At 64.2% G+C, this 23,534-nt stretch carries 21 protein-coding genes and 1 tRNA gene; 15 read left to right on the top strand and 7 right to left on the bottom strand.

Annotated features, from left to right (window positions below; translation table 11 throughout):
* Positions 1 to 6: 6 nt before the first annotated feature.
* A complete protein-coding gene (locus SALB1_RS10540; protein WP_109993831.1) occupies positions 7 to 1,083 on the bottom strand; it encodes a mevalonate kinase in 1,077 nt (358 codons plus the stop codon).
* On the bottom strand, positions 1,080 to 2,051 hold the full coding sequence (gene mvaD / locus SALB1_RS10545; protein ID WP_255414376.1) for a diphosphomevalonate decarboxylase: 972 nt from the start codon (positions 2,049 to 2,051) through the stop codon (positions 1,080 to 1,082). The genes SALB1_RS10540 and mvaD overlap by 4 nt, the downstream gene beginning before the upstream one ends.
* Before the next feature lie 168 nt (positions 2,052 to 2,219).
* On the opposite strand from mvaD, the gene SALB1_RS10550 reads away from it, so the two are divergent.
* The gene (locus SALB1_RS10550; protein ID WP_109993833.1) at positions 2,220 to 3,728 is read left to right on the top strand and encodes a hydroxymethylglutaryl-CoA synthase family protein; all 1,509 of its coding nucleotides are present in this window, start codon (positions 2,220 to 2,222) and stop codon (positions 3,726 to 3,728) included.
* Positions 3,729 to 3,822: 94 nt separating this feature from the next.
* On the opposite strand, the gene SALB1_RS10555 is transcribed toward SALB1_RS10550, so the two are convergent.
* Positions 3,823 to 4,869 carry an NADP(H)-dependent aldo-keto reductase gene (locus SALB1_RS10555; protein WP_109993834.1) on the bottom strand — a complete coding sequence of 349 codons (1,047 nt, stop codon included), beginning with the start codon at positions 4,867 to 4,869 and terminating at the stop codon, positions 3,823 to 3,825.
* 501 nt (positions 4,870 to 5,370) lie between these two features.
* Between SALB1_RS10555 and ehuB the strand changes: the two genes are divergently transcribed.
* The 4 genes from ehuB (at position 5,371) to ehuA (ending at position 8,516) form a co-directional block, all read left to right on the top strand.
* The gene (gene ehuB / locus SALB1_RS10560; RefSeq protein WP_199678769.1) at positions 5,371 to 6,261 is read left to right on the top strand and encodes an ectoine/hydroxyectoine ABC transporter substrate-binding protein EhuB; all 891 of its coding nucleotides are present in this window, start codon (positions 5,371 to 5,373) and stop codon (positions 6,259 to 6,261) included.
* 112 nt (positions 6,262 to 6,373) lie between these two features.
* A complete protein-coding gene (ehuC, locus tag SALB1_RS10565; RefSeq protein WP_109993836.1) occupies positions 6,374 to 7,033 on the top strand; it encodes an ectoine/hydroxyectoine ABC transporter permease subunit EhuC in 660 nt (219 codons plus the stop codon).
* Positions 7,033 to 7,725: an ectoine/hydroxyectoine ABC transporter permease subunit EhuD gene (gene ehuD, locus SALB1_RS10570; RefSeq protein WP_109993837.1), complete on the top strand. Its 693-nt coding sequence runs from the start codon at positions 7,033 to 7,035 to the stop codon at positions 7,723 to 7,725. The genes ehuC and ehuD overlap by 1 nt, the downstream gene beginning before the upstream one ends.
* A complete protein-coding gene (gene ehuA, locus SALB1_RS10575; RefSeq protein WP_109993838.1) occupies positions 7,722 to 8,516 on the top strand; it encodes an ectoine/hydroxyectoine ABC transporter ATP-binding protein EhuA in 795 nt (264 codons plus the stop codon). Before ehuD ends, ehuA begins: the two co-directional genes overlap by 4 nt.
* Before the next feature lie 605 nt (positions 8,517 to 9,121).
* Here the strand turns inward: ehuA and trmB are convergent.
* Together trmB and thiS are read right to left on the bottom strand one after the other, a co-directional pair.
* Positions 9,122 to 9,802 carry a tRNA (guanosine(46)-N7)-methyltransferase TrmB gene (gene trmB, locus SALB1_RS10580; RefSeq protein WP_255414377.1) on the bottom strand — a complete coding sequence of 227 codons (681 nt, stop codon included), beginning with the start codon at positions 9,800 to 9,802 and terminating at the stop codon, positions 9,122 to 9,124.
* A 55-nt stretch (positions 9,803 to 9,857) separates the two neighbouring features.
* Positions 9,858 to 10,856 carry a sulfur carrier protein ThiS gene (gene thiS / locus SALB1_RS10585; protein ID WP_109993840.1) on the bottom strand — a complete coding sequence of 333 codons (999 nt, stop codon included), beginning with the start codon at positions 10,854 to 10,856 and terminating at the stop codon, positions 9,858 to 9,860.
* A gap of 146 nt (positions 10,857 to 11,002) precedes the next feature.
* Here thiS and SALB1_RS10590 point away from each other — a divergent pair, with 146 nt between their 5' ends.
* The 10 genes from SALB1_RS10590 (at position 11,003) to SALB1_RS10635 (ending at position 21,084) form a co-directional block, all read left to right on the top strand.
* Positions 11,003 to 13,045, top strand: a complete 2,043-nt coding sequence (locus SALB1_RS10590) for an AsmA family protein (protein ID WP_109993841.1) — start codon at positions 11,003 to 11,005, stop codon at positions 13,043 to 13,045.
* Positions 13,046 to 13,079: 34 nt separating this feature from the next.
* Positions 13,080 to 13,640 carry an SRPBCC family protein gene (locus SALB1_RS10595; RefSeq protein WP_158590709.1) on the top strand — a complete coding sequence of 187 codons (561 nt, stop codon included), beginning with the start codon at positions 13,080 to 13,082 and terminating at the stop codon, positions 13,638 to 13,640.
* Entirely contained in the window at positions 13,637 to 14,707 is a 1,071-nt protein-coding gene (gene mutY, locus SALB1_RS10600) for an A/G-specific adenine glycosylase (protein ID WP_109993843.1), read from the top strand. Before SALB1_RS10595 ends, mutY begins: the two co-directional genes overlap by 4 nt.
* The gene (locus SALB1_RS10605; protein WP_109993844.1) at positions 14,704 to 14,976 is read left to right on the top strand and encodes an oxidative damage protection protein; all 273 of its coding nucleotides are present in this window, start codon (positions 14,704 to 14,706) and stop codon (positions 14,974 to 14,976) included. The genes mutY and SALB1_RS10605 overlap by 4 nt, the downstream gene beginning before the upstream one ends.
* A 66-nt stretch (positions 14,977 to 15,042) precedes the next feature.
* Positions 15,043 to 15,118: transfer RNA gene (locus tag SALB1_RS10610), tRNA-Phe, on the top strand.
* A gap of 651 nt (positions 15,119 to 15,769) precedes the next feature.
* Positions 15,770 to 16,984 (top strand): glycine betaine/L-proline ABC transporter ATP-binding protein ProV, encoded by a 1,215-nt coding sequence (proV, locus tag SALB1_RS10615; RefSeq protein ID WP_109993845.1) that lies wholly within the window; start codon positions 15,770 to 15,772, stop codon positions 16,982 to 16,984.
* Complete coding sequence (locus tag SALB1_RS10620) at positions 16,984 to 17,886, top strand: proline/glycine betaine ABC transporter permease (protein ID WP_109993846.1); 903 nt, start codon at positions 16,984 to 16,986, stop codon at positions 17,884 to 17,886. The genes proV and SALB1_RS10620 overlap by 1 nt, the downstream gene beginning before the upstream one ends.
* A gap of 58 nt (positions 17,887 to 17,944) precedes the next feature.
* Complete coding sequence (locus SALB1_RS10625; protein ID WP_109993847.1) at positions 17,945 to 18,838, top strand: glycine betaine ABC transporter substrate-binding protein; 894 nt, start codon at positions 17,945 to 17,947, stop codon at positions 18,836 to 18,838.
* Positions 18,839 to 18,919: 81 nt separating this feature from the next.
* The gene (locus tag SALB1_RS10630; protein WP_109993848.1) at positions 18,920 to 19,819 is read left to right on the top strand and encodes a glycine betaine ABC transporter substrate-binding protein; all 900 of its coding nucleotides are present in this window, start codon (positions 18,920 to 18,922) and stop codon (positions 19,817 to 19,819) included.
* Positions 19,820 to 19,881: 62 nt separating this feature from the next.
* Positions 19,882 to 21,084, top strand: a complete 1,203-nt coding sequence (locus SALB1_RS10635) for an MFS transporter (protein WP_109993849.1) — start codon at positions 19,882 to 19,884, stop codon at positions 21,082 to 21,084.
* On the opposite strand, the gene SALB1_RS10640 is transcribed toward SALB1_RS10635, so the two are convergent.
* Complete coding sequence (locus tag SALB1_RS10640; RefSeq protein WP_255414378.1) at positions 21,051 to 22,886, bottom strand: ABC transporter ATP-binding protein/permease; 1,836 nt, start codon at positions 22,884 to 22,886, stop codon at positions 21,051 to 21,053. The genes SALB1_RS10635 and SALB1_RS10640 overlap by 34 nt on opposite strands.
* Positions 22,887 to 22,935: 49 nt before the next feature.
* On the bottom strand, positions 22,936 to 23,487 hold the full coding sequence (locus SALB1_RS10645) for a lipocalin family protein (protein WP_109993850.1): 552 nt from the start codon (positions 23,485 to 23,487) through the stop codon (positions 22,936 to 22,938).
* Positions 23,488 to 23,534 lie beyond the last annotated feature (47 nt).

Below are 23,534 nucleotides of genomic sequence, written 5' to 3' on the forward strand. Positions count from 1 at the left end.
AGTAGTTTAGCGCAGCCTGCGTCCGTCTGTCGCAGGCCGTGCCCCGGTTGGCCGGTCCGGCGTGGTTTCCAGCGCCACCCCGGGGGCCGCGAAACCGAGTTCGATGATTTCGGCGCCGACCGCCTGGAAGTCGCCGCGAAGCGCGGTTTCATCGACGTTGGGCGTGGTGAACAATAGCCCCACGTCGCCGCCGCCAGCGCCGGAACTCTTGAACACCGCGCCATGATCGGCCGCCGCGGCGTGCAGTTGGTGGTGGCGGGCGCTGACGATACCGGCCTCGGCATGCTGGTCCAGTGCGATCAGCGCCTCGAAGTACTCGCGCGCCAGCCGCACGAAGCGCAAGGCCTGGCCGAGGTCCGCCGCCGCATTCTCCGCCAGCGCGGCCAGACGGCCGAGATCGGACGCAAAGCCGCTCGGATCGCGTTGGCCGTAGGTGTAGACACGCCCGACCAGGTCGGTGGTGCTTGCCCCGGTGCCGGTCACCACGGCGACACCGGCCAGCCCCGTGGGCCAGACCAGCGGCGCCGGCGGTTGATCGCGGGTGTAGCTGATGATGCCGCCATAAACCGCGGTTGCGACATCGCCGCCGCTGCCAGTGCCGCCCTGGGCATCGCGATGGGCGGCGATGGCCAGTTCGGCCAGCCGGGCAGGCGCCAGCTCGACGCCGACGCGGGCCAGGAGTGCGCAGGTGAGGGCGGCGGCCACCGCCGCGCTCGAGCCGAGACCGAGCTTGTGCCCGTCGCGCGCGAAATCGGTGGTGTCGATGTGTACTTCGAGCGGCGGCAATGGCGAATCGAGATAGGCCGCGACATGGGCCAGCACGGCCCGATAGACCCGCAGCCGGTCGCGCAGCCCGTCATCGGCGCCCGGCGCGCCGTGTCCATCGGCGCCGAGCGCCAGCCGGTGGATGTCCAGATTGGGCGCGGTCAGATGCCAGTGGCCGTCGCTCGAATCGGAGAGCGTGACGCGGGCCCGGCGATCGACTGCGGTCAGGATCGCCGGTGCGCCTTCGAGCACGGCATATTCGCCGATCAGGAACAGCTTGCCCGGCGCACTCGCGATAACCGGGGCCGTTGCGGTCATGCGAGCACGCTCGCTGCCGGGCCCAGGGCTGTTCGACGGGTTTCCAGCACACCGGGTACACGCGCCAGCGCCCGCGCCACCGCCTCGCCATGGCCGGGTGCGCACAGGGCCTTGACCTGCGGCCCGGCGTCGATCGTGAAGTAGACCGGGGTGCCGGCCTCGCGCAGGGCCCGCACGGCCTGCATGGCCGCCACGGTGGCGGGGTTCCAGTAGATCAGTCCCGGCCGGGTCGACATCATCAATCCGTGCAGCTTGAGACAGCTCATTTCCGTAAGTGCGCCGACGGTCTCGAAGTCGCGCGCGGCGATGGCGTCGCGCATGGCGCTCAGGTCGGTTTCCGAATGCGCCACCCAGGCCGAATAGTAATCGGAACGTTGGTCGAGGTGGCTCATGCCGATCGAGGAGTTGACCGACTTCGTGGCCCGATCGGTGATCGCGACGACGATCTCCAGCGGCCACTCGCCGGGATCGAGCATGGACTCGGCGAAAGCATCGCTGCCGTCGTCGAGTTCGCCGCGGTGCATTTCGGCAAAACCGCCGAAGACCGAGCGCGCCGCCGAGCCCGAGCCCTGGCGCGCCAGGATCGATAGTTCGCGCGGGGACAGCGCAAGCCCCGCGGCCCGGGTCGCAGCCAGCGACAGCGCTGCGAACCCCGAGGCGGACGAGGCGAGACCGGCCCCGGTGGGGAAATTGTTGGCCGAGACGATCGCCGCGCGCGTGTCGATTCCGGCGCGCGCGCGCACCAGATCGAGAAACGGCGTCAGGCGCGCGGTGTCGACGGGTTTTTTATCGAGCTCGGCGGTGTCGGCCGCCAGCGCCTCATCGAACACGACGGTGGTATCGGTGTACAGGCCGTCGAGCGTGACCGATATGGATCCAACCGCCGGCAAATTGCGCGGCCCTGCGCGCTTGCCCCAGTACTTGATCAGCGCGATATTGCTGTGGGCGCGCGCAGTGGCTTGGCTCATGATCGATTCTGCCATCGGCTTTTACAGGAACAATTCGCGCGCAAGGATACGCCATCGTCATCGGTCTGCCGAGTGTGATGCGCTTGCACAGTGCACCATTTGCTAGCATATCCCTGACGAAAAATTCACGTGGCACGCATAGCGGGCCGCCGGACGACGAGAAAAACCATGCCGGGAATCAGTGGACTGGCGCTTTATCTGCCGCCTTATCGTGTCAACCTTGAGGACTGGTGCGCCTGGAACGACCAGCCCTGGGACAAAGTGCGCAAGGTCGTGGGCCGCAGCTTTCGCATGCGGGGGCCGGAGCAGAGCGTGTACACGCTTGCCGCGAATGCCGCCTGGCGCCTGATCGAAGCCTACGACATCGATCCGCGCGAGATCGGGTATCTCGCGCTCGGCACCGAGTCCTCCAGCGATAACTCGGCTGGCGCGGTGATCGTCAAGGGGATGCTCGACGACGCGCTGGCTACGCACGCGTTGCCCGCCATGTCACGCGAATGCGAAGTGCCGGAATTCAAGCATGCCTGTCTCGGCGGTGTCTATGCGATGAAGAATGCCTTGCGCTATCTGGCCACCGACGGCGCAGCACGCAAGGCGATCGTGGTCTGTTCCGATATCGCCGAATACGAGCGCGGCTCATCCGGTGAGCCGACCCAGGGCGCCGGTGCGGTGGCCATGCTGCTCGAAGCCGAGCCGAAGCTGCTGCACGTCGATCTGGCCGGCTCGGGCAGCGCCTCCGATTACCGCATGGTCGATTTCCGCAAGCCGTTTGCCCGCTTCCGCGGGCAGCCACAGCGTGCCGATGGCCAGATGCAGGATCTGCCGGTGTTCAACGGCCGTTATTCGACCAGTTGCTACGTCGATGCCACCCGGGCCGCGATCAACGCCATGCTCGCGCGCCGTGGTGGCGGCCGGCGGGCCGATTTCTTTCATTCGGTGGATGCCGTGTTCATGCATCGACCATATCACCGCATGCCCTCGGCGGGCTGGGCCATGGCCTATCTGTTCGCCCTGGCCGACGGTGACGACGCCAATCGTGCCGAGCTGACCGAATATGCCAGGGGCGCCGGTATCGACGCCGAGGCGCTGCTGGCCGAGATCTCCGGTGTGACGCCCGACATGCGGGCCCGCGTCGCCGCCGGCGAGTCGGGCGAGGATGCGTTCCCGTTGGCCGGCAACCTGATGCGGTATCTGCGCAAGACCGAGCTGTGGCAGAACCTGGTTTCCGGCAAGCTCTCCCTCGGCAGTGAGATGATGCGCGACCTGGGCAATCTCTATACCGCTGCGCTGCCCGCCTGGCTGGCCGCCGGGTTCACCCAGGCCCACCGCGACACGCTCAATCTTGGCGGGCAGCACTGGCTGGCGCTGGGCTACGGCAGCGGCGACGCCGCCGAAGCATTGCCGATGCGTGTGGCCGAAGGCTGGGAGGACGCCGCGGCGCGCATCAACTTTACCGAGGCGCTGGGCACACCGGTGGAGCTCGATGCCGACCAGTACGCCGCGCTCCACGATGGCCACCCGGCCGACGTCAAGCCGGCGCCGGCCAGCGACGAGTTCGTGGTCGATCGCATCGGCGAAACCGATCGCCCGGATTTCCACGATCTGGGGATCGAGTACTACCGCTACGTGCCGGCGGCCCAACAGGCCGGCGCCGCTGCGAAGAAAGCGGTTGGCTGACAGTCACGCCCCGTCGATGTGAAAAAGCCGGTGCCCGCCCAGGCACCGGCTTTTTTTATCGGGGCACGGTCCGTGCGCACGCGTTGCGATGCCGTCAGGGGCACGGGTCCGGGTTGTCGGCGTGGATGGCCTCGATGCCGGCGATCACCTCGTCGGATAGCACCAGTTCGGCGCTGTCGATATTCGCCGCCAGCTGTTCCATGGTGGTGGCACCAATGATGTTCGAGGTCACGAACGGTCGACTGGTGACATAGGCCAGCGCCATCTGGGCCGGGTCCAGCCCGTGTTTGCGTGCCAGGGCCACGTAATCGGCCGTCGCCTGTTCGGCCCGCCGGCCGTTGTAGCGGGCAAAGCGTTCCCAGCGCGTCAGGCGCGCGCCTTCGGGCCGGGCGCCGTCCAGATACTTGCCGGAAAGCATGCCGAAGGCCAGCGGTGAGTAGGCCAGCAGGCCGATCTGTTCATGCATCGCGCATTCGGCCAGGCCGATCTCGAAGGTGCGATTGAGCAGCGAATAGGGGTTCTGGATCGATACCGCGCAGGGCAGTGATTCGCGCTCCGCGGCGCGCAGAAAGCGCATGACGCCCCAGGGGGTTTCGTTCGACAGCCCGACATGGCGGATCTTGCCCGCGTCGACCAGGCGCGCCAGTGCGCCGAGGGTCTCTGCGATCGGCACCGGATCATCGTCGGGGTCGTGCACGTAACCACGCTTGCCGAAGGTGTTGGTCGCCCGGTCCGGCCAGTGCAGTTGGTAGAGGTCGATATGATCGGTTTGCAGGCGCGCGAGGCTGGCGTCGACTGCGTACCGGATATGCGTCGGGGTCAACCGCGGCGTCTCACCGTTGCGCAGATATTGCATCGGACTGCGGGCATGACCGGTCACCTTGGTGGCCAGCACGATCTCGTCGCGCCGCCCCGTCCGGGCCAGCCAGCTGCCGATGTAGGCCTCGGTGCGGCCCTGGGTCTCCGCGCGCGGCGGAACCGGGTACATCTCGGCCGCATCGATGAAGTTCACGCCACGATCGAGGGCGTAGTCGATCTGTTCGTGGGCCTCGGCCTCGCTGTTCTGTTCCCCGAAGGTCATGGTGCCCAGGCAGATCTTGCTGACCTGGACCTCGCTCCGGCCGAGTTGTCGATATTCCATGCGTGTTTCCTTGATAGGGTCTGTTGCCGTTTCATGCCAAGCCGCGCGCGGCGCCCACTGGGCTGCAAGTCGGGGGCTGCGCGCGGTGTGGCGTCGTGAGCCTACACGAGCCCGCAGTATGGATTGTGGTCTCCCGCGCGGTGCTCGCACGAAACGCCAACAGGCCAGCGTGGCGTTGCCGCCGCCGTGCCGGTTCGGATTTTGGGCAGCAACGCGGGCCTCGCAGGAAACGGTAACAGGCTCTGATAGAAAGCCGATGCACCATCGTGGATCGGTGTGCGTGCCACCCGTTGATGCCGCGTTTACTGGAGCCGGGAGGTGTCGGCTGGGCCCGGCGCCAGAGCGCGGCAGCGCGTGCAGCCCCTGCCAAAGTCTGGTTTGCGGGGCCGGTGCGGATGTTGCATGGTAATTCCAAGGGGGGCGCCCGAACCGAGATGAGGGCACCGCCGGTCCGATCACAGCTAAGTGGCCGGGCGCTAATATCTACACAAAGGAGAAACCATGAAACTATTCCGCGCAAAAGCCGGATTGACTACGGCGCTTGTCGGCATGGCACTCATGTTCGGGCTTGCACTGGGTGCGGTGACCACCGCGAGTGCGGCCACGCTGAGCCAGATCAAGAACCGGGGCTACATCCGGATCGCCGTGGCCAATGAAATTCCCTACGGCTTCATGAACAGTAAAGGCACGGCTGAAGGCTTTGGCCCGACTGTGGCCAAGCGTGTGCTCAAGAAGATGGGCATTACCGACATCCAGTGGACCGTCATGCCGTTCGGCTCGCTGATCCCCGCGCTCAAGGCCGATCGGGTCGACATGGTCGCCGCCTCGCAGGCGATCCTGCCCCAGCGCTGCAGCCAGGTGGCCTATTCGATTCCCAACACCACCTATGGCGAAGGCCTGATGGTCAAGAAGGGCAATCCCAAAAACATCCACGGCTACGGCGATTTCGTCAAAAACCCCAACCTGAAGATGGGCATTGTTTCCGGCGCCGATCAGCTGGAATTCGCGCACGACGTCGGCATCAAGGACTCGCAGATCGTGACGCTGCGGGCGAACACCGACGCCGCGTCGGCCGTGGCGAGCGGGCGCATCGATGCCTATGCTGGCACCCAGCTGACCGTGGCACGCCTGGCCTCCAAATCCGATCGGGTGCAGCCGGCCGAACCCTTCCACGATCCGGTCATCAACGGCTCGCCGCAACGCAGCTGGGGCGGCTACACCTTCAACAAGAATGACCAGGACCTGCGTAAGGCCTTCGACAAGAACCTGGCGGCGGTGCAGAAAACCCCGTTCTGGAGCAAGACCCTCAAGCACTTCGGTCTCGACCAGCACTCCATCAACGAAGTGCACAAAAAGACCACCAAGGAGCTGTGCAGCAGTAAGAGTTCCTGAAGCGGCGCCTCCCAAGGCGGGGCGGCGCGCATAACGCCGTCCCGTGTCGAACAAGACCAACAGAGCCGGCTGCGATCGCCCATCGCGGCCGGCTTCGACAAGGGGATAACGCATGCAATGGATCCAACTCCTGCCGCCCCTGCTCAAGGGCGCCGAAGTCACCGCGTGGATCACCATCGCCTCGACTGTGGGCGGTGCCATCCTGTCGTTTGCGGCCGGTATCGGCTCGGGGGCACGGTTTGCCGGCTGGCGTTGGCTGGCGCGGGCCTACGTTCAGATCTTTCGTGGTACCTCGCTGCTGGTGCAGTTGTTCTGGCTGTACTTCGCCCTGCCGATCATCGGCATCTCGCTTTCGCCCACCGTAGCCGGTGTGCTCGGGCTGTCGCTCAACATCGGCGCCTACGGGGCCGAGGTCGTGCGCGGCTCGATTGCGTCCGTGGAGTCCGAACAACTCGAAGCGGCGACCGCGCTCAACTTCACCCACGTGCAGACCCTCTGGCGCATCGTGTTGCCGCAGGCACTGGTCGAAATGATGCCGCCGTTCGGCAATTTGGTGATCCAGAACCTCAAGGACTCGGCGCTCGTCTCGCTGATCAGCCTCAGCGACCTTGCCTTTCAGGCCGACAACCTGCGTAACCAGACGCTTGAGACCGTGCCGATTCTGACCTTGACCCTTTTCCTTTATTTCTTCATGTCGCTGGTGCTGATGGTGTCGATGCGCGCCCTCGAGCGTTATACCGTGCGACTGTCTGGACGCGAGGTGGCCCGCTGATGCTGTTCGGATATCACTGGGACCTGTCGTCCCCCGAGGCATTCGCCCTATCCATTCTGCCGATCCTGCTGATCGGGATGAAGATCACTGTCCTGGCCACGATCTTCGGCTTCGTCATGGCGTTGATACTGGGTCTGATCTTCGCGTTGCTGCGCTCCGCGCCGTTGCGCGTGATCTCCTGGCCGACGCGACTGATCGTGGAGTTCGTGCGCGATACACCGCTGCTTATCCAGCTGTATTTCCTGTACTACGTCCTGCCCGACGTCGGGGTCACGCTACCGGCGCTGGAGACCGGCATCTTTGCACTCGGCCTGCAATACAGCGCCTATACCTCCGAGGTCTACCGGGCCGGTATCGAAGCCGTGCCCCAGGGCCAGCGCCAGGCCGCCCGGGCGCTCAATCTCAGCCCGATGCGGACCTTTCGCGACGTGATCATTCCCCAGGCCATCCCGCGCATCGTGCCGGCGCTGGCCAACTACCTGGTCTCGATCATCAAGGACACGCCGATTCTGTCGGCCATCACCGTTCTGGAAATGCTCGGTGTGAGCAAGATCATCGGCGACCGCACCTTCCGCTACATGATTCCGCTGACTCTGGTCGGCATCCTGTTTCTGATCCTGACGGTTATTGCGGCCGCGGTAGTCCAGTTCATCGAAAGCCGTCTGCCACGCGCGGGGATAGCACTCAAATGAAGCCCATCGTCACTTTCGAAAAAGTCACCAAGCGCTTCGGTGAAGACGCCATCGTGCTGGACGACTTCGACTTCGAGATCCAGCCCGGCGAGCGCGTCGTGCTCATGGGGCCGTCCGGATCCGGCAAGTCGACCGTACTGCGCATCCTCATGACGCTCGAGGATATCCAGGAAGGCGTGGTCTATATCGAGGACCGGCCGCTCTGGCACGAACAGCGCAACGGGAAACTGGTGCCCGCGCGCGAAAAGCATCTGCGCGAGATGCGCCGTGAAGTGGGCATGGTGTTCCAGCACTTCAACCTGTTTCCGAACATGTCCGTGCTGCGCAACATCATCGAAGCACCCATGCACGTGCTTGGCCTGTCGCGCCAGGACGCCGAGGAGCGGGCCGACGAACTGCTCGAACGAGTTGGCATGACCGATAAGCGCGATGCCTACCCGAACGCGTTGTCCGGTGGCCAGAAACAGCGCGTGGCGATCGCCCGTGCCATGGCCATGCGGCCCAAGCTGCTGTTGTTCGACGAGCCGACCTCGGCGCTGGATCCGGAAATGGTCGGCGACGTGCTGGAGGTGATCAAGGATCTGGCAGCGGAGCACGACCTGACTATGCTGATCGTCACCCACGAAATGGGCTTTGCCCGCGATGTGGCCGATCGGGTGTGCTTCTTCTGCGACGGCCAGATCCTGGAGCAGGGGCCGCCGTCGAAAATCTTCTCCGAGCCGCGCGAAGAGCGGACCCGCCGCTTCCTGCGCATGGTGTTGAAGGAGGAGCCCGAGACCGCATCGGGGTAGGTCCAGGGCCGCTTTGGCACTGGACCGTCGCGATGCCCGATATCGGGCTGTTTATCCACAGATTTCACAGATGACGCAGATTTTTAAAGGCGAATACCGCAGCGTCAGGACCGTTGTCCGCAGATCGACTCAGATGCACGCAAATCATAAGGCGGATGTGCAAGCGATAGAGTGCAAAGCCAAACCGGCACCGGCCACCGACCGGAGCACTTCTTAGAATCTGTGCAGTCTGCGTAATCTGTGGATCGATTTGTCTTCAGAAGACGCCCAGAAGCTGGCCTGTTTATCCGCAGATTGCACAGATTACGCAGATTTTGAGGCGACTACCCGGGGCGTCTGTTGCTGGCTACGTGGCTGGGGATGACGCACGAGGGAAATCCGTTATCAGGCTTCATCTTGCGCTGCGTGTGCGTGCATCAGTGGCTATAACCGTGGGTTCCGGGCCACTGCCGGGCCATGATTTTTCCGCAGATCGACGCGGATGCATTCAGATCGTAAGGCTGACTTAAAAGTGACGGAGTGCAAAGACAGACGGGCTCCCAGCCGCTGATCGGAGCTTTTCTTCAAATCTGTGCAATCTGCGTAATCTGTGGATCGATTTGTCTTCAGCGGCGCCGGTAGGCCATGTCGTGGACGACATGCCCTTTTTTGCGTCCGCGGTTCTCGAAGCGGGTATCGCGGCGGGGTGGCGTGCTTACGAAACCGTCGTGATCGCCGATGTTGTCGAAGCCCGCATGCGCATCGAGTACTTCGCGCATGTGCTCGGCGTAGTTCACCCAGTCGGTGGCCAGTCGCCAGATACCGCCGGGCTTCAATATGCGCGCGATTTCATCGGCGAATGCCGGCTGCACGATCCGGCGTTTGTGGTGACGTTTCTTCGGCCAGGGGTCGGGGAAATACAGCAGCACTTCGTCGAGCGCGTCCTCGGCAAAGCCGGCGGCCAGGACTTCGACCGCATCGTCGCGAAACACCCGGGCATTGGTGGCGCCGGCCGCGTCAAGCGCGCCCAGCAGGCGGCCTACACCGGTGCGATAGACCTCGATGCCGATGTAATCAGCTTGCGGGTTGCTGATCGCCAGATCGGCCAGGACCTCGCCGGCGCCGAAGCCGATCTCCAGCGTGCGATATGCATCGCGGCCGAATTCCGCCGCCCAGTCGATGGGCGATGCCGGCCGTTCCAGCCCGTAACGCGGCCAGAGTTCGGCCAGATTTCTTTCCTGGCCCGGCGTGAGTCGGCCTTCGCGCTTGACGAAGCTGCGGATACGACGATGATCAGGCTGGTCCACGACCCGGGCTCCTGGCAGGTGGCGCGCCGACGGATAGAGCAGCGCCGGCGCGATATCAGAACGGCAGGTTCGTCGTCGGCGAGGATGCCGAGGCATAGCGCCGGCGCGGCATGCGCCCGGCCAGATAAGCCAGGCGGCCGGCGATTACCGCGTGGCGCATGGCCTGGGCCATGAGCACCGGTCTGTCGGCATTGGCGATCGCGCTGTTGAGCAGCACGCCGTCGCAGCCCAGCTCCATGGCGATCGCGGCGTCGGATGCGGTGCCCACGCCGGCATCCACCAGGACCGGAACGCTGGCGTTCTCCACGATTTCGATCACGTTGTAGCGATTCTGGATACCGAGCCCGGAGCCGATTGGGCCGGCCAGCGGCATGATCGCGCAGCAGCCGATGTCTTCGAGCCGGCGGGCCACGATGGGGTCGTCGCTGGTATAGACCATCACGTCGAAACCGTCGGCAATCAGTTCCCTGGCTGCGACCAGGGTCTCGGAAACGTCCGGGTAAAGTGTCTTTTCGTCGCCGATGACCTCGAGCTTGACCAGGTTGTGCCCGTCGAGCAGCTCACGCGCCATGCGGCAGGTGCGCACGGCGTCCGCGGCGCTGTAGCAACCGGCGGTGTTGGGCAGCAGGGTGTATTTTTCCGGCGGGATGACGTCGAGCAAATTGCGCGACTCGCGGGCCCTGGGATCGATCAGGGCTGGGGTGCGGCGGATCGCCAGGGTCACGATCTCCGCGCCCGAGGCCGTGATGGCGGCGTCGGTTTCGTCGAGATCGGCATATTTGCCGGTGCCGACCAGTAGCCGGGAAGCAAAGCTGCGCCCGGCCACGGTGAAGGCATCGGCCTCTGAAGTGGCCTGGCCGCCGCCGATGGCGTGCACGATCTCGATACGGTCGCCGGGGCTGATTGTGGTCTCGGCATGTCGATCGCGGGGTACGATTTCGCCATTGTGCTCGACCGCAATGCGTTGATCGCCGTAACCCATGTCGTCAAGCAGTCGCGACAGCGTCGCACGCTCGGCGCATTCCCGGGATTGGCCGTTGACTTCGATCTGCATGAGGATTGTCGATTGGTTGGAACACGGACGGTGCCGCAAGACAGGGCGTTAGAATAACGCGCATTGCCCACGGCCTGCACAGGCGTGTGTGCCGCTGCGCCGATGTTTATGGCGAATCGAACGACCACCCGGAGCGAACGAATCGAATGAAAACCTGGGTCAAGATCGCCATCGGCGCCGCGATTTCCGTCGTGGTGTTGATCGCGGGGATGCTGGTTACGCTGCGCTGTACTGTCGATCCCGACGCCTATCGCTCGCGGATCGAGGCCGCCGTCAGCGATGCGATCGGGCGCGATATCGATATCTCGGGGCCGGTGCGATTGTCGTTGCTGCCCTGGCCGTCGGTACGTTTCGGCGCGGTGACCGTGGCCAATGCGGATGGCTTCGGTGCCCAGCCGCTGGCGCGCATCCGCTCCGGGCACATCACGCTGCGTCTGTTGCCATTGTTTACCGGTCACCTGCGATTGGGGACGCTCGATATCCACGGGCTCAACCTGAAGCTGGTCCGCCACGCCAACGGCCGGACCAACTGGCAGGGGATCGTGCGCCGGCTGTCGGCGGCGTCCGAACGCGCGCCGTACCCGCGGCCCGGCCAGGCCGCGCGTGGTCGCAACCTGCCATTGTCTTCCCTCGAGATCGGGGCGGTCGCGATCTCCGGGGCCGAGGTAAGCTACGACGACGAGGCAAGCGATCGCCACTATCGGTTCGACAAGGCTGGGCTGGACACCGGCCGCATCAGCAATGGCCAGCCGTTTCGGCTCGAAGCCGGCGGCGATCTGAGCTGGCCCGGGTCGGGCCTGACCGCTGCGATCCATGTGGTTTCGCGTATCGAGCCGAATGTGGCGGATCGTTTCTATCGCTTTTCCGGGCTCAGCGTGAATGTGCTGGCGCGCGGCCCGGCCGTGCCCGGCGGTGAGCAGGAAGCCAATCTCGGCGCCTCTGGCGATCTGGATCTCGAGGCCGGCCGTTTCGGCCTCGACGATGTCAGCCTGCAGAGCGCGGGCCTGACCGTCACCGGCAACATCGACGGCACCGGACTGCACGATCGGCTGGCCTACAACGGACGCATCACCGTGGCGGCGTTCAGCCCGCGCTCGGTGCTGCAGCAGCTCGAACTGCATTCGCCCAAGACCCAGGCCGCTTCTGCGCTGACCTCGGCCAGTTTCGATGCCCAGTTCGAAGGCGGTGCGCATGTGATCCACTTCAAGCAGATCGCGGCCAAGCTCGACAAGAGCACCTTGAGCGGGACGGTCGATGTGCGCGACTTGGCCCACCCGCACTACCGTTTCGATCTGAATCTCGACACGCTGGATATCGATGATTATCTGCCGCCCGGCAGTGCGGCACAGGCCCAGACCAGCCAGCCGGCGCAGACCGGTGGCGGTGCGGCCCAGAGGGCTGCCGAGTTCGACCTGGCGCCGTTGCATCATCTGCGCATGCGCGGTCGGCTGCGGATCGGGTCGCTGACCATGGCCAATCTGAATATTCATGATGCGGTGGCGCATGTGTCGGCCGCCGACAGCGTGCTGCACGTGGCGCCGTTGACCGCCGATCTCTATGGCGGCGCCCTGCGCCTGACCGGGGCGGTGGATGCCAGCGGGGCACGTCCGGGATATACACTTTCCGGGCGCTTGCGACACGTCGCCATGGAGCCGCTGCTCGCGGACGCTGCCGGCAGTCACCGACTCGAGGCCAACGCCGACGTCGCCATCGATCTGCACGCCACCGGCCGCCAAGTGGCGCAATTGAAACGCAGCCTCTCGGGTACGGCACAGTTCGATCTGAACAACGGCCAGATCAACGGTTTCGATCTGGTGGGCATGCTGCGTGCCGCGCATCGGCGCGCCACCGGCGCCGGCCAAGGCGGGGTGGGGGATCAGGGCACGACGGCGTTCGCGCATCTCGGCGGGCGTTTCACCGTCGATCACGGCATCGCCACCAGCGATGCGTTTTCCCTCCAGGCCGGCGCGCTCACCGGCCATGGGCAGGGGCGCTACAGCCTGCCGCACAACCAGCTCGATTATACGCTGACGCTGGCGATCGCCGATTCCGCGCACAACCGTCTGGCCCCGCTGGCCGGGCTGAGCGTCCCCATGCATCTGAAGGGCGCGTTGCTCGCGCCCGCCTACACTCTCGATATGCCACAGGCGGCGCGTGCGGCCGGCACGACCGATCAGAGCGCGCGATGACATGACGTGCTGGCGGATTCACGTCGGGCAATGTATGGCGCCGGTCGTCGTCTTCGGCTTGTTGCATGGCGCGGTGGCGCAAGCGGCCACCGTCGAGCATTTGACGGTGAGCCGCGATCACAAGGCGTACGTCGTGGCTGCCCGCCTGCGGGTCGATGCGCCGATCGGACCGGTCTATGCTGCGGCCACGGATTTCGAGCGCCTGCCCGATTACACCTCGATGATCGAGTCGACGCGGATGATCGGCAACAACGAACTGTCTTCGCGCATGCGTCTTTGCGTGCTCTGGTACTGCAAGACCGTACGCCAGGTCATGCGCTACCGGCTGACACCGCGCCGGCGCATCGACATGACCGTGGTGCCGGGCCGGGGCGACCTGTCGGCCGGGCAGGCGCACTGGCGTTTCGCCGCGGCGAAAGATCACGCCACGAACCTGCGTTTTCGTGCCCGTATCGTGCCTGGTTTCTGGGTGCCGCCCCTGATCGGGCCCTGGGCGGTCGCGCGGGCGCTGCGTCAGCAGGTCGCCGCAACCGCCGCGGCCATCGAACGCCTGGCCCGACGGCGGGCCGGTCTGACCGACAAGTCATCGTCATGAAACACGATTTCCCCGAACGCGCCCCGCCGCGCATCGCCGCCGATCTGCTGGCCTGGTTCGATCGCGATGGTCGCCACGATCTGCCCTGGCAGCACCCGCGTACGCCGTATCGCGTCTGGGTCGCCGAGATCATGCTGCAGCAGACGCAGGTTGCGACCGTCATCGATTATTTTCAGGCGTTCATGGCGCGCTTTCCGGACGTCGAGTCGCTCGCGGCGGCGAACGCCGACGATGTCATGGCGCACTGGGCCGGGCTGGGCTACTACGCCCGGGCGCGCAATCTGCACGCTGCGGCGAAACAGGTGGTCGATGAGCACGGCGGCCGGTTTCCGCGCGACGTGGAGACGCTGATGACGCTGCCCGGCATTGGCCGTTCGACGGCCGGCGCGGTGGTGGCGCAGGCGTTCGGTGTCTGGGCGCCGATCCTCGATGGCAACGCCAAGCGGGTCATCGCACGCCTGGCTGGAATCACGGCCGTGCCGGGCACCGCTGCTTACGAGAAACCGCTCTGGCGGCTTGCTGAGCGTTACACGCCGCGCGAGCGCGTGACCGACTACACCCAGGCCGTCATGGATCTCGGCGCGACCCTGTGTACGCGTCGCGCCCCGCATTGTGCCGCATGTCCGCTGGCCGCCGGTTGTGTGGCCAACGCGGATGGCGTGCAGACCGACATCCCGGCACCACGCCGCAAACGCGCCCGTCCGCAACGCCAGACCACGGTGTTGGTCATCGAAGACGATGCCGGTCGCCTCCTGCTGGAAAAGCGTCCACCGTCCGGTATCTGGGGCGGTCTGTGGAGCCTGCCCGAGATCGACGCCGAGGCCGACATCGCGGCACTGTGTCGCGATCGTTTCGGCATCGATGTCACGCCCGGCGCAGCACTCGCCCCGATCGAGCATGGCTTCACGCATTTCCTGCTGACACTGCACGCGCGGCGAGTGCAGTATCGCGCGACAGTCCGTATCATGGAGGGTGATTTCGCTTGGTATGGACGCGAAGACCGGCCCGGGCTGCCCGCGCCGATCGCGCGTCTGGTCGATTCACCGCAACTCAAGTTGGGCTTATGAGCCGTACCGTGCATTGCGTCAAACTCGGTTACGAAGCCGAAGGACTGCCCCGCCCCCCGCTGCCGGGAGAACTCGGCAAGCGCATCTACGAAAATGTCTCGATGATGGCCTGGCAGCAGTGGATGCAGGAGCAGACCCGCCTGATCAACGAATACGGTCTGCATCTGGCCGATCCCAAGGCGCGCGAATTCCTGGCCGAGCAGACCGAAAAATACTTCTTCGGCGACGGCGATATCGCCGAGACACACTACGTGCCGCCGAAATCCTGATCACAGCGGTTGACCCGCGCCGCGCGTATCGGTTTAATACGCGTCTCGCCGCAACGGCGAGGGCGTGGCCGGATAGCTCAGTTGGTAGAGCATGCGACTGAAAATCGCAGTGTCGGCAGTTCGATTCTGTCTCCGGCCACCATTCCCCCCCTCTGATTCGAATGCTTGCGGGTGACCGCATGCCCGCCGTTTTGCGGAATGCCCGGCAGCCGAATCAAAAAGCGTCCGCTTATCGGATCTTGTCGTAAACGCCTGCCCTGTGCCAGCGAGCACGTGTCGCGACCACGCCGGGCGATTTCCGTAAATTCGTTAATAGACCGTGGTTTCAGGGGATTACCGCGCCGGCCGCCGGTCCGCGAGGGCGTTTGATACCGGCAGCGGGCGTTGGACGGTCGGTGCGGCGGCGTTTCCCCGTAAGTGAGCGGTACCAGCCGAATTCCTGAAGATTTTCTTTCGCGTGCACCGCCGTTTCGATAAGGTGCTGAATAACAGGTCCGGCTTCTAGCTGTAGGCGTGGCGGGATTGCTCGATCCCGGATGCGCGCCATCGGCGGACGGGCGCACAAAGCGCATTATGAACTTGTGATATTTACGTCAAGGCAATTGATTTTTTTAAAAAATAATGTATTGCGCAGCTAATGCGCCAGGCCAGGTGTTATCAGGCTTTGCGCAAATTCGTGTCGGCTCAAAGCGTTGCGAGAACGGTGGCTGTCTCGGGTGATCGCTGCAGTTTGGTGTGGAAGTTGCGTTATGATGAGTAGTCAAACTTACTCGGTGCGAGGGGGAATGAGAATTTGAATACCAAGCTGTCTGTAGAGCACGTCTACAAGATATTTGGGGCGTATCCGAAGCGCGCACTGGAGCGCGTCAATAAGGGACAGGGCAAGGATCAGATCTTTGCCGAGACCGGTATGACGGTGGGTGTCTCGGATGCGAGTTTTGAAGTCAACGAGGGCGAGATCTTCGTGGTCATGGGCTTGTCCGGTTCGGGCAAATCCACGTTGGTGCGCATGCTCAATCGCCTGATCGACCCGAGCGCGGGTGCGATCAAGATCAATGGCCGCGACATCACGAAGATGAGCCGCAAGGAGTTGATCGAGCTGCGTCGGCACGAGATCAGCATGGTTTTCCAGTCGTTCGCGCTGATGCCGCATCAGACGGTGCTGGAGAACACCTGCTTCGGACTTGTGACCGCCGGCATCGACAAGCAGGAGCGCGAAAAACGCGCGCTCGAAGCCCTCGACGCTGTCGGCCTCAAGGCGAATGCCGACAGCTACCCGGACGAGCTGTCCGGTGGCATGAAGCAGCGTGTCGGTCTGGCCCGAGCGCTCGCGGTCAACCCCGGAATCCTGCTGATGGACGAGGCGTTCTCTGCGCTCGATCCATTGATTCGTACGGAAATGCAGGACGAACTGCTCCGGCTGCAGTCGGAACAGGCGCGCACCGTGGTGTTCATCACCCACGATCTCGACGAAGCCATGCGTGTGGGCGATCGGATCGCTATTTTGCAGGGCGGGGTGGTCGTGCAGGTGGGCACACCGGAAGAGATTGTACGCAAGCCCGCTAACGACTACGTACGGTCGTTTTTCCGCGACGTCAATGTGGGGCACGTCTTTACCGCAGCCGATATCGCGCGTCGCGATCAGGTGACCGTGATCGAGCGCGCCGGATCGAGCGTGCGCGCGGCGCTGTCGCGGCTCAACAAGCACGACCGGCCCGCGGCTGTGGTGCACGATCGCAACCGCCGGTATCTCGGCACGGTGAGCGTGGATTCGCTCGAACTGTGCATCGAGAGTCTTTCGCGAGGAGAGGAGGGCAACATTGAGCGCGCCTTCGTCGAGGGCGTGCCGGTGGTCGAGTCGACCACGCCTTTGACCGAGCTGCTTGAGCCGGTGGCCGAAAGTCCGCATCCGGTACCCGTGGTCGATGAGAACGGCCGCTACATCGGTACTATCTCACGCGCCATGCTGCTGCATACGCTCAACCGGACTGAACAGGACGCTGCCTGATGAATGATTTAGTCATCAATCTTCCGATCGGCGACTGGTTCACGGCGGTCGTCACCTTCATGCAGACCCACTTCGATCTGTTCTTTTCCGTCGTTTCAGCGGTCATAAGCTTTGTTGCAGATAATTTAACTGCTTTCTTGAATTATCTGCCGGCGCCGGTTGTTTTCGCGGTGCTCGCTTTCCTTGCGCTATGGCGCGTCGGCTGGCAATTCACCATATTCGTGCTGGTCGCGTTGTACGTTGTCATGGGCATGGACCTATGGCCCGAGACCATGGACACGCTGGGCCTGGTGCTGGCGGCCACGCTGGCCGCGCTCGGTGTGGGTCTGCCGCTGGGCGTGGTCATGGCCAAGAGCGATGTGGTGCTGGCCATCATCCGCCCGATACTGGACTTCATGCAGACGCTGCCGGCATTCGTATACCTGATTCCGGCCGTGATCTTTTTCGGTACCGGACGGGTGCCTGGCGTGATTGCCACCGTCATCTTCTCCATGCCGCCAGCCGTGCGTCTGATGAACATCGGCATCCGCTACGTGCCGACCGAGAACGTCGAGGCCGGCAAGGCATTCGGCTGCAACGGCTTGCAGCTGCTGTGGCGGGTTGAGCTGCCGCTGGCGCTGCCATCGATCATGGCCGGCATCAACCAGACCATCATGCTGGCCCTGTCGATGGTGGTGATTGCCTCGATGATCGGCGCGGGCGGCCTGGGTGATCCGGTGCTCGCCGGCATTCAGCAGCTGCGTCTGGGCACCGGTTTCCAGGGGGGGCTCGGGGTCGTAATTCTGGCCATCATCCTGGACCGTCTAACCCAGAGTTTTGGTGAGCGTCAGCGTGACGGCGGGTTGTTGTCGCGTCTTAAAAAATTGTTTTCCGGCTCGAGCGCAGGGGCCAGCTCGACTTGATTGAGCGGCCCTAGATTGAGAGTATCGAGACTCACGGGTTCGAATAAAGGGAGAAATTATGAAAATGGGAATGAAGAGTTTTGCCGTCGCTGCCGTGGCCGGTGCCACGATTGCCATGGGCAGCTTCGGTAGTGCGCAGGCCGCCAGCGGCGACAAGACCATCACCATCGGTTGGACCGCCTGGTCGGACGCCGAGTTCGTGACCAAGCTGAGCAAGAAGCTGATCGAGCAGCGGACCGACTACAAGGTCAAGCTGAAGATGGCGTCAATCGGCGTTCAGTATCAAGGGGTGGCCGATGGCAACCTCGATGCCATGCTGATGGCCTGGCTGCCTGATACCCACGCCGCCTACTGGAAGAAGGTCAAGGACAAGGTCCAGGATCTGGGCCCGCTTTACAACGGCGCTCAACTCGGTTGGGTCGTGCCCGACTATGTGCCCAAGGATAAGCTCAATTCCATCTCGGATCTGAAGAAGCCGTCCGTGAAGGCCAAGCTCGACGGCAAGATCCAGGGCATCGATCCGGGCGCTGGTCTGATGCAGCTGTCGCACAAGACCATGAAGGCCTATGGCTTGAAGAGTGATGGTTATCGTCTGGTGTCGGCTAGCGGTGCGGCCATGACAGCGGCCCTGGCGCGCGCCGAGCAGCGCAAGGAGTGGATCGTGGTCACCGGCTGGACGCCGCACTGGATGTTCGGCAAGTGGCATCTGCGCTTCCTGAAGGATCCGAAGGGCACGCTGGGGTCCGCGCAGCATATCGATGCCGTGGTGCGCCAGGGTTTCGTCAAGGATTATCCGGAGGTCGCGAGCTTTTTGAGCAATATGCACATCCCGTTGGATCAGCTCCAGGCTGCGATGTACAGCGCGCGCAAGACCAGCGAGCAGAAGGCGATCAAACAGTTCATCGCCGACCATCCGGACGAGGTCAACAGCTGGTTTAAGAAGAGCAGCTGATCGTTTTCGCCTCTGGCGCATGAGCGCAGGAGCCCGGCCAGTCGGCCGGGCTTTTTATTGCGCGCTTGGTAAGCTGTCGGCATGAATGGTCTGTTATCGCGTTTCCTGTCGATTGTCGTGTTGGGCGCTGTCGCGCTTTCCGCGGGCTGCAGCGGTCACCAGCGGCGGGCCGGCGCCCACGATCCGATCGTGATCGGCTGGACGGCCTGGGACGATGCCGAGTTCGTGACGCGCCTGGCCAAGGCGGTGATCGAAGACCACACGCATCACCCGGTGCAGCTCAAGCTGGCCGGCATAGGTCAACAGTATCGTGGCGTGGCCAGCGGTCGTCTCGACGCCATGCTGATGGCCTGGTTGCCCGATACCCATGCGCGCTACTGGCAACGCTACCGGCGCCGGTTGGTCGATCTCGGGCCTTTGTACCAGGGCGGGCAACTCGGTTGGGTGGTGCCGGATTATGTGCCCCGCGATCGGCTGAACAGTATCGCCGATCTCGCGCAGCCCGACATTGCAGCGCGGTTGCACCATCGTATTCAGGGCATCGACCCCGGCGCCGGGTTGATGCAGCTGTCGGAAAAAGCGCTCCAACGCTACGGCCTGAACACGCAGTATCGACTTGTGGCCGCGGACGCTCGCGTCATGTCCAGGGTTCTGGCCCGCGCCGAGGCGGCGCACAAGTGGGTTGTGGTCACGGGTTGGACACCGCACTGGATATTCGGTGAGTGGCGGCTTCGCTTTCTCCAGGACCCCAAGGACGTGCTGGGCTCGCGGCAACATGTCGATGCGCTGGTGCGCGACGGCTTTCGCGACGATTATCCGCAGGTTGCGGCCATACTGTCACGAATGCACCTGGGGCTGCCGGAGTTACAGGATGCGATGCTCGATGCTCACAACAATGGCTATGCGACGGCAGTACAGGACTTCCTGGCTCGGCATGCCGCTCAGGTGGCGCAATGGACGGCGCCCGGCAAGCGCCATTGACGCCCTTGTATGGTCGCGCCAGCCTGCTAGCCTAGCAGCCTAAATTCGGCTTTCGTACAGCCATGACTTTGTCGTCCCGTGGCGTCGCCGCCGTGTTCATCGGCCTGGCGGCAGCATTCGCCATCAACATGATGGGCACCACATTGCCCACCCCGCTGTATCCGATCTATCAGGAGCAGCTTGGCTTCTCCGAACTCATGATCACGGTGATTTTCGCCGTGTACGCGGTCGGCGTGATCGCCGCGTTAATCATCACCGGCAGTTGGTCCGACCAGATCGGTCGCCGGCCGATGCTGGCGCTCGGTCTCATTTTTTCTGCGGCCAGCGCGGTCGCCTTCATCTGGGGCGGCGCGCTTGCGCCCCTGCTGATCGGCCGGCTGCTGTCCGGTTTCTCGGCCGGGATCTTTACCGGCACCGCCACGGTCGCCGTGGTGGAAATGGCGCCACGCCAATGGCGCGAACAGGCGACACTGGTGGCGACTGCCGCCAATATGGGCGGGCTCGGCCTTGGTCCGTTCGTGGCCGGTATCCTGGCGCAATACGCGCCGGCGCCGCTGCTACTGTGTTTCGTGCTTGACCTGGTGCTGGTCGCCCTGGCGATGGTAGTGCTCTACCTGGCGCCGGAGACCACGCGAAAGCCGGACCGGCCCCGGCTGACGATTCGCAAACCGGCCGTACCGCCCGGGGTTCGCGGCGTGTTCGTTCCCGCGGCGATCGCCGGTTTTGCCGGCTTTGCCGTCATGGGTCTGTTCACGGCCGTGGCACCCGCGTTTATCGGCAAGGTTCTGGGCTACAGCAATCACGCGCTGACCGGAAGCGTGGTTTTCATGCTTTTCATCGGCTCGACGATCGGTCAGACGCTTCAGTCCCGACTGCCGCGACCGGCGCGTCTGCCTGTTGGTTGCCTTGGGCTGATTATCGGTATGGGGTTTCTGATCGCGGCGATTGAATCCGGGTCACTGACACTGATGATTTTCGCCGGCGCCATCGCCGGTGCCGGGCAGGGCGCGTCGTTCCGGGCCGGCATGGGCGAGATCACCGCGGCCAGTCCGGCGGAGCGCCGTGCCGAAGTGGCTTCCACGTTCTTCGTGGTTGCCTACGTGGCGATCTCTATTCCGGTGGTGGGGCTCGGCTTGATGGCGCGGGCCTGCGGATTGCCCACAGCGGGCGTCATCTTCGCCTCGGCGGTGGCCTTGCTGTCGTTGATTTCGGCGGTCAGCCTGCTGGCGCGTCAGCGTGCGCGAACGGAGACGGCAGCACCCTGAGCCGCGTCTTCCGCCGGGTCGTCGTGTTGCTGTAGCTGCCACATGCGCGCATAGCGGCCGCCGGCGGCGAGCAGCTCGGCGTGACGGCCCTGTTCGGCTACACGGCCGGCGTCGAGCACCACGATCTGGTCGGCGTCGACCACGGTGGACAGGCGATGGGCGATCACCAGCGTGGTGTGGTCGGCGGCGAGTTCGGCCAGGGCGTGGGTGATCGCGCGCTCGGCCTCGCTGTCGAGTGACGACGTGGCTTCGTCGAACACCAGGATCGCCGGGTTCTTGAGAATGGCGCGGGCAATGGCGATGCGTTGTTTCTCGCCGCCCGAGAGTTTCAGCCCGCGCTCGCCGACCAGCGTCTGCATGCCATCCGGCAGCCGGGCGATGAAGTCGTCGAGATGGGCCATGCGCGCGGCGCGCTCGATCGCGGGACCGTCGGCGCGATCGGGCGCGCCGTAGGCGATGTTGTATTCGATGGTGTCGTTGAACAGCACCGTGTCCTGCGGCACCACCCCGATCGTGGCGCGCAGGCTGGCGAGCGTCAGCTCGCGGATGTCGGTACCGTCGATCCGGATCGCGCCGCCGTCGACGTCGTAGAAACGGAACAGCAGGCGCGCCAGCGTCGACTTGCCGGCCCCGCTGTGCCCGACCACGGCCACCTTGGCGCCGGGCCGGGCCACCAGATCCACGCCGCGCAGGATCTTGCGCTCGCTGGAATAGCCGAAATGGACATCCTCGAACACGATTTCCGGCTGATTCGTGCGCAGCGGCCGGGCATCCGCAGTCTCGGTAATTTCCGGCTCGATATCGATCAGCGCGAACATGCGCGCGGTGTCGGCCATCGCCTTCTTCAACTCGCGATAGACGAAGCCAAGCGCCGACAGCGGCAGAAACAGCTGCAGCATGTAGGCATTGACCATGGTGAGATCGCCGAGCGTCATGCTGCCGGCGACCACGCGCCGACCGGCCAGAATCATGATCGCGGTCATCGCGAGCGCGATCACCAGCGCCTGCAACGTGTTGAGCACGCCGAGTGAGCGTCGAGCGCGTGCCATGGCATCGGCCCAGCGGCCGAGCTCCGCATCGTAGCGATCGGCTTCGAAGGCTTCGTTGCCGAAATACTTCACGGTCTCGTAGTTGAGCAGGGTATCGACCGCGCGTGTATTGGCCGCGGTATCCAGCCGGTTGGATTCGCGGACATGCCGGGTGCGCCATTCGGTGAGTGCGGCGGTGACCGCCACGTAAGCGACCACGCTCACCAGCACGATCAGGGTGAACCAGATCGAGTAGTAATAGAACAGGATTGCCGCGACCAGGCCGATCTCGAACGCAGTCGGCAGGATATTGAACAGCATGAAGCGCAGCAGGAAACGAATGCCGCCGAGGCCGCGCTCGATATCGCGCGACAGGCCGCCGGTACGTCGCGACAGATGGAACTCCAGATCCAGCCGATGCAGGTGCGAAAAGACGGCGAGCGCGACCTGATGCATGGTGCGCTCGGTCACCCGGCCGAACACCAGGTCACGGATCTGACCGAACAGGGTGGAGGCCAGACGCAGCGCGCCGTAGGCCAGCAACAGGCCGAGCGGCAGCACCAGGGCGGCGCTATGCTCCGAGCGATCCAGGCTGTCGACGATATGCTTGAGCGCGATCGGCAGCAGCACGGAAGCGCCCTTGGCCGCCATCAGAAAGGCCATGGCCAGCGCTACGCGCGGCGTATGCGCGCGCAGGTAGGGTGTTAGTGCCACCAGCCGTCGCCATTCGGCGCAGCGCACCGCGCGCTCGTCGGACCGGGCGTGGCGATTCAACAGATCACGGGGGGTTGTCGTCCCGCCGGTGGATGTCCGGTTAACGCGGTCACAGGTCGTGGCGTTCGGACAACGGCTGCTGCGGCACCTTTCTCAGTTTGCTGGTGTCGTAGCCTATGTTCTTCACGCGCTGCACCAATGCCTTGTAGCGTTTTTCACTAATGTGCGGCGTACGCGCCATGATCCAGACATAGTCGCGCTTGCTGCGCGCGATGATGGTGCTGTCGTAGTTCGGGCTGACGTAGGAGATCACATACTGCAGGCGCAGGACATGGTAGAAATGCATGGCCCAGACTGCGTTGCCGCTACCATCGATCACCGTGCCGGTGGGCGTCATGGTGTGTTTCTTGCCGTTGAAGCCGCCTTCGCGATAGGTGAACTTCACGTGGATCGTGTTGCCCTGGCCGCGCGAATATCGCTCGATCTCGTTGTAGGCATTCTTGGTCTTGGACGGCGGGATGTGCGCGATCACATACCAGGGGCCCATGAAACGATTGAGATCGACATCGTGCTCGCGCGGGAAGCCCGGCTTGGGCATGACACTGCACGCCGACAACGACAGCAGGACAATGATCGGCAGCAGAAAACGAAGACGGGACATGACGGGCTCCGCGAGGCCGCCGACCGGCGCCGCACTCGCGGGCGCCA

Source organism: Salinisphaera sp. LB1, from assembly GCF_003177035.1.
Classification (GTDB): domain Bacteria; phylum Pseudomonadota; class Gammaproteobacteria; order Nevskiales; family Salinisphaeraceae; genus Salinisphaera.

What these genes read in the sequence shown, in the direction of transcription:
- SALB1_RS10540 (WP_109993831.1), bottom strand. Translation starts at nt 1,083, where the DNA reads ATGACCGCAACGGCCCCGGTTATCGCGAGTGCGCCGGGCAAGCTGTTC.
- mvaD (WP_255414376.1), bottom strand. Translation starts at nt 2,051, where the DNA reads ATGAGCCAAGCCACTGCGCGCGCCCACAGCAATATCGCGCTGATCAAG.
- SALB1_RS10550 (WP_109993833.1), top strand. Translation starts at nt 2,220, where the DNA reads ATGCCGGGAATCAGTGGACTGGCGCTTTATCTGCCGCCTTATCGTGTC.
- SALB1_RS10555 (WP_109993834.1), bottom strand. Translation starts at nt 4,869, where the DNA reads ATGGAATATCGACAACTCGGCCGGAGCGAGGTCCAGGTCAGCAAGATC.
- ehuB (WP_199678769.1), top strand. Translation starts at nt 5,371, where the DNA reads ATGAAACTATTCCGCGCAAAAGCCGGATTGACTACGGCGCTTGTCGGC.
- ehuC (WP_109993836.1), top strand. Translation starts at nt 6,374, where the DNA reads ATGCAATGGATCCAACTCCTGCCGCCCCTGCTCAAGGGCGCCGAAGTC.
- ehuD (WP_109993837.1), top strand. Translation starts at nt 7,033, where the DNA reads ATGCTGTTCGGATATCACTGGGACCTGTCGTCCCCCGAGGCATTCGCC.
- ehuA (WP_109993838.1), top strand. Translation starts at nt 7,722, where the DNA reads ATGAAGCCCATCGTCACTTTCGAAAAAGTCACCAAGCGCTTCGGTGAA.
- thiS (WP_109993840.1), bottom strand. Translation starts at nt 10,856, where the DNA reads ATGCAGATCGAAGTCAACGGCCAATCCCGGGAATGCGCCGAGCGTGCG.
- SALB1_RS10590 (WP_109993841.1), top strand. Translation starts at nt 11,003, where the DNA reads ATGAAAACCTGGGTCAAGATCGCCATCGGCGCCGCGATTTCCGTCGTG.
- SALB1_RS10595 (WP_158590709.1), top strand. Translation starts at nt 13,080, where the DNA reads ATGGCGCCGGTCGTCGTCTTCGGCTTGTTGCATGGCGCGGTGGCGCAA.
- mutY (WP_109993843.1), top strand. Translation starts at nt 13,637, where the DNA reads ATGAAACACGATTTCCCCGAACGCGCCCCGCCGCGCATCGCCGCCGAT.
- SALB1_RS10605 (WP_109993844.1), top strand. Translation starts at nt 14,704, where the DNA reads ATGAGCCGTACCGTGCATTGCGTCAAACTCGGTTACGAAGCCGAAGGA.
- SALB1_RS10620 (WP_109993846.1), top strand. Translation starts at nt 16,984, where the DNA reads ATGAATGATTTAGTCATCAATCTTCCGATCGGCGACTGGTTCACGGCG.
- SALB1_RS10625 (WP_109993847.1), top strand. Translation starts at nt 17,945, where the DNA reads ATGAAAATGGGAATGAAGAGTTTTGCCGTCGCTGCCGTGGCCGGTGCC.
- SALB1_RS10630 (WP_109993848.1), top strand. Translation starts at nt 18,920, where the DNA reads ATGAATGGTCTGTTATCGCGTTTCCTGTCGATTGTCGTGTTGGGCGCT.
- SALB1_RS10635 (WP_109993849.1), top strand. Translation starts at nt 19,882, where the DNA reads ATGACTTTGTCGTCCCGTGGCGTCGCCGCCGTGTTCATCGGCCTGGCG.
- SALB1_RS10645 (WP_109993850.1), bottom strand. Translation starts at nt 23,487, where the DNA reads ATGTCCCGTCTTCGTTTTCTGCTGCCGATCATTGTCCTGCTGTCGTTG.